The organism is Rhodobaculum claviforme (assembly GCF_016653255.1).
Classification (GTDB): Bacteria; Pseudomonadota; Alphaproteobacteria; order Rhodobacterales; family Rhodobacteraceae; genus Rhodobaculum; species Rhodobaculum claviforme.
On record NZ_NHSD01000286.1, the window covers coordinates 1 to 6,271 of the forward strand.

Annotated in this window: 6 protein-coding genes; 1 reads left to right on the forward strand and 5 read right to left on the reverse strand. The window is 69.9% G+C overall.

All coding sequences use genetic code 11. The annotated features are described in order from the left end of the window. Positions 1 to 119: 119 nt before the first annotated feature. The 5 genes from CCR87_RS12200 to CCR87_RS12220 form a co-directional block, all read right to left on the reverse strand. Positions 120 to 1,286, reverse strand: coding sequence for a cytochrome b/b6 domain-containing protein (locus CCR87_RS12200; protein WP_201157801.1), 1,167 nt, complete (start codon positions 1,284 to 1,286; stop codon positions 120 to 122). A 111-nt stretch (positions 1,287 to 1,397) separates the two neighbouring features. Then, positions 1,398 to 2,441: a twin-arginine translocation signal domain-containing protein gene (locus CCR87_RS12205; protein ID WP_201157806.1), complete on the reverse strand. Its 1,044-nt coding sequence runs from the start codon at positions 2,439 to 2,441 to the stop codon at positions 1,398 to 1,400. A 49-nt stretch (positions 2,442 to 2,490) separates the two neighbouring features. Further along, on the reverse strand, positions 2,491 to 3,816 hold the full coding sequence (locus CCR87_RS12210) for a TRAP transporter large permease (protein WP_201157802.1): 1,326 nt from the start codon (positions 3,814 to 3,816) through the stop codon (positions 2,491 to 2,493). Next, complete coding sequence (locus CCR87_RS12215; protein ID WP_201157803.1) at positions 3,813 to 4,343, reverse strand: TRAP transporter small permease subunit; 531 nt, start codon at positions 4,341 to 4,343, stop codon at positions 3,813 to 3,815. Before CCR87_RS12215 ends, CCR87_RS12210 begins: the two co-directional genes overlap by 4 nt. Next, complete coding sequence (locus CCR87_RS12220; RefSeq protein ID WP_201157804.1) at positions 4,340 to 5,089, reverse strand: DeoR family transcriptional regulator; 750 nt, start codon at positions 5,087 to 5,089, stop codon at positions 4,340 to 4,342. Before CCR87_RS12220 ends, CCR87_RS12215 begins: the two co-directional genes overlap by 4 nt. A 168-nt stretch (positions 5,090 to 5,257) precedes the next feature. Here CCR87_RS12220 and CCR87_RS12225 point away from each other — a divergent pair. Next, the coding region (locus tag CCR87_RS12225; protein ID WP_201157805.1) for an NAD(P)/FAD-dependent oxidoreductase at positions 5,258 to 6,271 on the forward strand (1,014 nt) is incomplete at its 3' end.

Here is a 6,271-nt window from a genome sequence, read left to right on the forward strand (position 1 = left end):
TATGGGTCGCCCCCATGCCGCACCCTCCGCACCCGGTTATTGCATTGTGAATACCAGTTCCGGGGGCGACCCATAGGGCCGGAAATGCAAGGCGGGGTTGCGCTGCGCGCGGGGCTGGGTCACTCGCGCTCGGCCTCCAGGGCGATGCGCACGGCGACATCGAAGCCCAGCGTGGCGGGGTCGGTCTGGCCCATGCCGATGGCAAAGTCGCGGCGGTCCAGCGTGGTCTGCCCCTCCATCACGGCGCGGTCGCCGTCGATCCGGAGCACAAAGGGCAGGGTGACGGGCGCTTCGGTCCCGCGCAGGGTCAGGGTCCCGTCGGCCACCAGATCGCCGTCGCGGTCGCCGATGTCGGCGGCAAAGACGGCGGTGGGGTGATCGTCCGCGGCAAAGAAATCCGCCCCCATCGCCTGCGCGGTGACCGAGCCGAGGCGCAGGCTTTCGATGTCGATCGTCACCTGCACCGTGCCCGAGCGGGTGTCGGGGTCATAGTCGATGTCGGCGGTCCACTGCCCGAAGCTGCCCTCGATCGCGCTGCCCATCTGGCGGACCTCGATGGCCAGGGTGCCCTCGGTCACCTGCCAGTTGCCGGTGCCCGCGCCCAGGGTGGGGCGGGCCGTGTCGGTGGGCACCAGCGCCAGCGCGGCGGCGGTGGCCATGCCATACAGCACCACCGCGATTCCCGCGGGCGCCCAGCCATGCGCCGCGCGGTCGCCGCCCGCCGGCGTGCCGCGCCACATCCGCACCAGCGTGGCGTCGCGGTCCAGCGCGTGGTGCTTGATCGCCCCCGCCACATGCAGCACCAGCGACGCCGCCAGCACCTTGGTGAACAGCCAGTGCATCGCCGCCGAGGCCGAGGCCACCCCGTCATCCACCGGCACGAACGGCAGCGATTGCCCGAACGGCCACCAGATCGGCGCAAAGCCGGTGGTGGCGGCGTGGTGCACCCAGCCCGACAGCGGCACGATCAGCAGCGACAGATACAGCATCCAGTGCACCACGCCGGCCAGCGCGGTTTCCCAGCGCCGTTCGGGGTGGATCGGGGCGGGGTGGGGCTGGACCACCGCCCAGGTGATGCGGACCACCGCCAGGGTGAAGGCCATCAGCCCCACCGTCTTGTGCAGGCTGAACAGCGTGGCCTTGACCGCGAACTGGTCCGACGTCTCCCATGGCCAGGCGTTGGCGATCAGGCCCAGCGGGAACGCCGTCAGGATCACCAGCGCGGTCATCCAGTGCAGCACGCGCGCGGCGCTGCCATAGCTGTGGTGGGTATTGGCCAGCGCCATCGGGGGCCTCCTGCTGCTGCCGGGTAATGGCCCACAGCTAGCGATCCCGCCCGCGCATGCAAGATGCGGCGCCCGCACAGGGGGTGTGCGGACGCCGCGGGTCCGGGGCCGTCAGCGGTAGGGGTAGCCCGCGGCCTCCATGTTGGCGGCGTAGTCCTTGAAGGCCTGCACGACGCGGCCGGCGCGGGGGCTTGATCCCGCGATCTCGTCCCAGAAGCCGTTGGCGTCGGCGGTGACCTGCGCCCATTCCTCGGCCGGGAGGGAGGTCAGCTCCATCTTCTCGCCGTGGACGCGCAGCTGCGCCTCGCCGCCCCAGTACCAGACGGCGCGGTAGTAGTGCGACTGGTCGATGGTGATGCGGAACAGCTCCTGCAAATGGGGGGGGATGTTGTTCCACGATGCGGTGTTGGCGAAGTAGCTGCCGAACCACGCCCCCGTGACCGAGTTCGTCAGCGCATAGTTGCAGATGTCGGCCCAGCCGACCTCATACGCCTCGGTGAAGCCGCACCATGCGACGCCGTCGAGCTGTCCGGTCTGCAGCGCGACCTCCACGTCGTCCCACGGCACGGTGACGGGGATCAGCCCGTAGCGCGACAGGAAGCGCCCGGCGGTGGGCACGCCGAAGACGCGCTTGCCGCGCATGTCGGCGAGGCTCCGGATCGGATCGATGGTGAAGATGTGCAGCGGGTCCCAGGCGCCCGAGGACAGCCAGGTGACGTTGTCGACCTCGTCGTACGCCTCCTGCCAGATCTCGTTCAGGCCGTAGTAGTTGAACAGCGCCGGCACATCGAGGCTGAAGCGCGTCGCGAACGGAAAGTAGCCGCCGAAGACCGAGATATCGACGGGGGAGGCCATCGTCGCCTCGTCCGACTGCACCGCGTCCAGCGTGCCGTTCTGCAGCGCGCGGAACAGCTCGTCCGTGGGGACCAGCTGGTCGGCGTAGTAGAGCTCGATCTCCATCTCGCCGTTGGCGGCCCGGTTGAAGGCGTCGATCTGGGGCTTGATGACATGCGCGCCCAGCGGCGCGCCGGAATAGGTCTGCAACCGCCACCGGATCGGGGATTGCGCCGAGACATAGGGCGCGGCCAGCGTGGAGGCCGCAGCCGCCCCCCCGCCGATGGCCGCCGTCGTCAGGAACTTGCGGCGCGAGGCCAGGATGCGCTGGGATGGGGTGGTCATGGGCCGTCCTCCTTGTTGGGGTTTTTTACAGCAGGACCAGCGCGATCTGGGGAAACAGCATCACCAGCGCGATGGTCAGCGCCATCATGCCCACGAAGGGCCAGATGGATCGGTAGATGTCCCACAGCGTGACCTCGGCCGGGGCCATGCCGCGCATCAGGAACAGGTTGTAGCCAAAGGGGGGCGTGATGTAGGCGATCTGGCAGGTCATGGTGTAGAGGACCCCGAACCAGATCATCTGGTCGCGCACGCTGTCGAACCCCAGATCCAGCATCCGCACCAGCGGGATATAGAGCGGCGCCACGATCACCAGCATCGCGGTGTCGTCAAAGAACATCCCCAGCAACAGGAAGCTGAGCTGCATGAGGATGATCACCTCCCACGGCGACAGGTCCCAGCGGGTGATGAACAGCGCCTCGATCGCGCGCACGGCGCCCAGCCCGTCGAACACGGTGGAGAAGGCCAGCGCCGCGAGGATGATCCACATGAACAGGCACGAGATGGCGAGGGTGCGCTCGGCACTCTCGCGCAGCATGGCCCATGTCAGGCGGCGTTTGACGGCGGCCGCGATCATCGTGGCCAGCGCGCCGATGGCGGCACTTTCGTGCAGGAAGGTCACGCCGCCCAGAAACAGCCCGATCATCGCGCCGAAAATCAGGAGCGGCAGGATGCCCGCCCGCGCCAGCGCCAGTTTCGCGCCGAGCGGCATGTCCAGGTCGGCATCCGTCGCGGGCGGCGCCAGCGCGGGGTTCAGCCGCGCGCGGATCAGGATGTAGACGACGAACATCCCCGCCATCAGCAGCCCCGGCACGATGCCCGCGATCCACAGCCGGTCCACCGGCTGCCCCGCGATGGCGGAATAGAGGATCATCACCACCGACGGCGGGATCAGGATCCCCAGCGACGATCCCCCCTGCACCACCCCGGTGACCAGCACCTTGTCGTATCCGCGCCGCAGCATCTCCGGCAGGGCGATGGTGGCGCCGATCGCCATGCCCGCCACCGACAGCCCGTTCATGGCCGAGATCACGACCATCAGGAACACCGTGCCCACCGCCAGCCCGCCCGGCACGCGTCCGAACCAGACGTGGAACATCCGGTACAGATCCTCGGCGATGCCGGAGCGCGCCATGACATAGCCCATGAACACGAACAGCGGCAGCGCCACCAGCGCCGTCCAGCGAAAGAGCTTGAACGCCTGGTTGAAGGCCAGCTCCTCGCCGCCGACGCCATAGCCCACCAGCGCCATGATCGCGGCGACAAAGCCGATGGCCGCGAATACCCGCTGGCCGGTCATCATCAGGACCATCAGCGACAGGAACATCAGAAGGGCGATGGCCTCGTGGGTCATGCGGGCTCCCGGGGAAACAGGTCACGCCCGGTCAGGGCGGTGTGGGCGTGCCGGATCACCAGCGCGAACGACTGCGCCAGCATCAGCGCGATGCAGGCCGTCATCAGCGCCTTGATCGGCACGACCGAGGGGCGCCACACCGACGGCAGCCGCTGGTTCGTGTCGATCGAGAACTGAAGGCTGGAGATCGACCCCCACAGCAGCACCGCAAGGTAGAAGATCAGACACCCCACCGTCGCCAGATCCATCCACGCCCGGCCCCGCACCGTCAGCCGGTCATAGAACAGGTCCATCCGGACATGGGTGTTGTCCTTCAGCGTCTTGGCGCCGCCCATGAAGTAATAGGCCGCCAGCGTGAACTGCAGGAACTCCAGCCCCCACATGATGTAGATGTCGAGGAACTTGCGCGCGACCACGTCCCACAGCATCACCGCCATCATCACGAAGATCAGCATCATCGCGATCCAGCCGGTCCAGTCCGCCAGCCGGTCGGCGGCGCGGACATAAAGCAGCAGCGCGCGCCTCATGTGGCGGGCTCGGGGGGGGCGGTGGCCAGCCAGTCGTCGGGGGTCTGGGCGCCGTGCTCGGACACGATCAACCCCAGCGCGCGCAGCGGAGACACCGTGAACGCCGCGCGGCGGCCGAACTTGGCGCTGTCGGCCACGACCACGGACATGTCGGCCTGTGCCAGCATGGCGCGGGCGACCTGCGCCTCCTCGACGTCGGCGTCGGTGGCGCCGGCGCGGGCCTCCAGCCCTGCGACGGTCACGATGGCGCGGTCGGCGCGAAAGCGGGTGGCCTGTTCGATCACCATGGGGCCGACGGTCTGGGCGTTGGCGGGGCCGTAGCTGCCGCCCAGCAGGAACACCCGCCGCCCGGCGCGGCCCAGCACCTCGGCGATCGCCAGCGAGTTGGTGATGCAGGTCAGCCCCGCCACCCGCGCCAGCGCCCGCGCGCAGGCCAGCGTGGTGGAGCCGGTGTCCATGAACACCGTCTCGTTGGGCTGGATCAGGGCGGCGAGGTGGGTGGCGGCGCGGGCCTTCTGCGCGCCCTGCGTGGCCATGCGGTCGGTCATGTCGGGTTCATGCACGAGGGCGGCGCGGCGCACCCGGCCATGGCGCTTGATGACCTCGCCGGCCTCGGCGAGCTGTGCGAGGTCGCGGCGCATCGTCTCCAGCGAGACGTCGAACCTGCGCGCGAGGTCCTCCACCCGCGCTTCGCCCTGGCGGGCGACATGCGCAAGGATCAGCTGGCGGCGCGCGTCGGGTTTCACGGGTCCGGTACCCCCTGGTTCGGGATGATGCGGCCACGGCGGCGGCGGGTCTGTCAACGATTTTTTGCGCCCGAACGGGCGAATCATGGCGGTCGGGGCGGGAATGCTTGACTGAACGGTCACTGCGGATCACCTTGATCCCGATAATCGGGCAATCCGGGGGCCGATATGGGCGGGGCCGATATGGACGGGGTCGACGTTGCGGTGATCGGCGCGGGCGTGGTGGGCTGCGCGGTGGCGCGCCGCCTGACGCTGGAGGGCGCGCGGGTGGTCGTGCTGGAGGCGGCGCAGGACATCCTGGACGGCGCCTCCAAGGGCAACAGCGCGATCCTGCACACCGGCTTCGATGCGCCCCCCGACAGCCTGGAGGCCGCCTGCGTGCGCGCCGGCCATGCCGAGTATCTGGAGATCCACGCCCGCCTGGGCCTGCCGCTGGACCGTGCCGGCGCGCTGGTCCTGGCCTGGACCGAGGCCGAGGCCGCGCGCCTGCCGGGTCTGATGGACAAGGCGCGCGCCAACGGGGTGGACGACATCGCGGTGATGGATGGCGGGGCGATCCGCGCGCTGGAACCCGCGCTGGCGCCGGGTGTGGTGGCGGGGTTCCGGGTGCCGGGGGAATACCTGATCGATCCGTGGTCGGCGCCGCTGGCCTATCTGAACCAGGCGCTGGCGAACGGGGCGGCGCTGCGCCGCGGCGCGCCGGTGACGGCGGCCGACTGGGACGGGGCGCGCTGGCGGCTGACGACGCCGGGTGGCGTGGTCGTGGCGCGTGCGGTGGTGGTGGCGGCGGGGCTGTGGGGCGACCGGGTCGAGGCGATGTGCCTGGGCCAGGCGGATTTTGCCATCCGCCCGCGCAAGGGGCAGTTCGTGGTCTTCGACAAGCCCGCGGCGGCGCTGACGCGCCATATCCTGCTGCCGGTCCCGACCGAGACCACCAAGGGCGTCGTGGTCTGCCGCACCGTCTATGGCAACCTGCTGGTCGGCCCCACCGCCGAGGATCAGGACGACCGCCGCCACGCCGCGCTGGATGCCGCCACGCTGGCGGGGTTGCGCGCGCGCGGGGCCGCGATCCTGCCGGCGCTGGCGGGGCACGAGGTGACGGCGATCTATGCCGGGTTGCGCCCCGCGACCGAAGCGCCCGAGTACCGCATCACCTGGGTGCCCGAGCGGGCGTATCTGGGG

What these genes read in the sequence shown, in the direction of transcription:
- CCR87_RS12200 (WP_201157801.1), bottom strand. Translation starts at nt 1,286, where the DNA reads ATGGCGCTGGCCAATACCCACCACAGCTATGGCAGCGCCGCGCGCGTG.
- CCR87_RS12210 (WP_201157802.1), bottom strand. Translation starts at nt 3,816, where the DNA reads ATGACCCACGAGGCCATCGCCCTTCTGATGTTCCTGTCGCTGATGGTC.
- CCR87_RS12215 (WP_201157803.1), bottom strand. Translation starts at nt 4,343, where the DNA reads ATGAGGCGCGCGCTGCTGCTTTATGTCCGCGCCGCCGACCGGCTGGCG.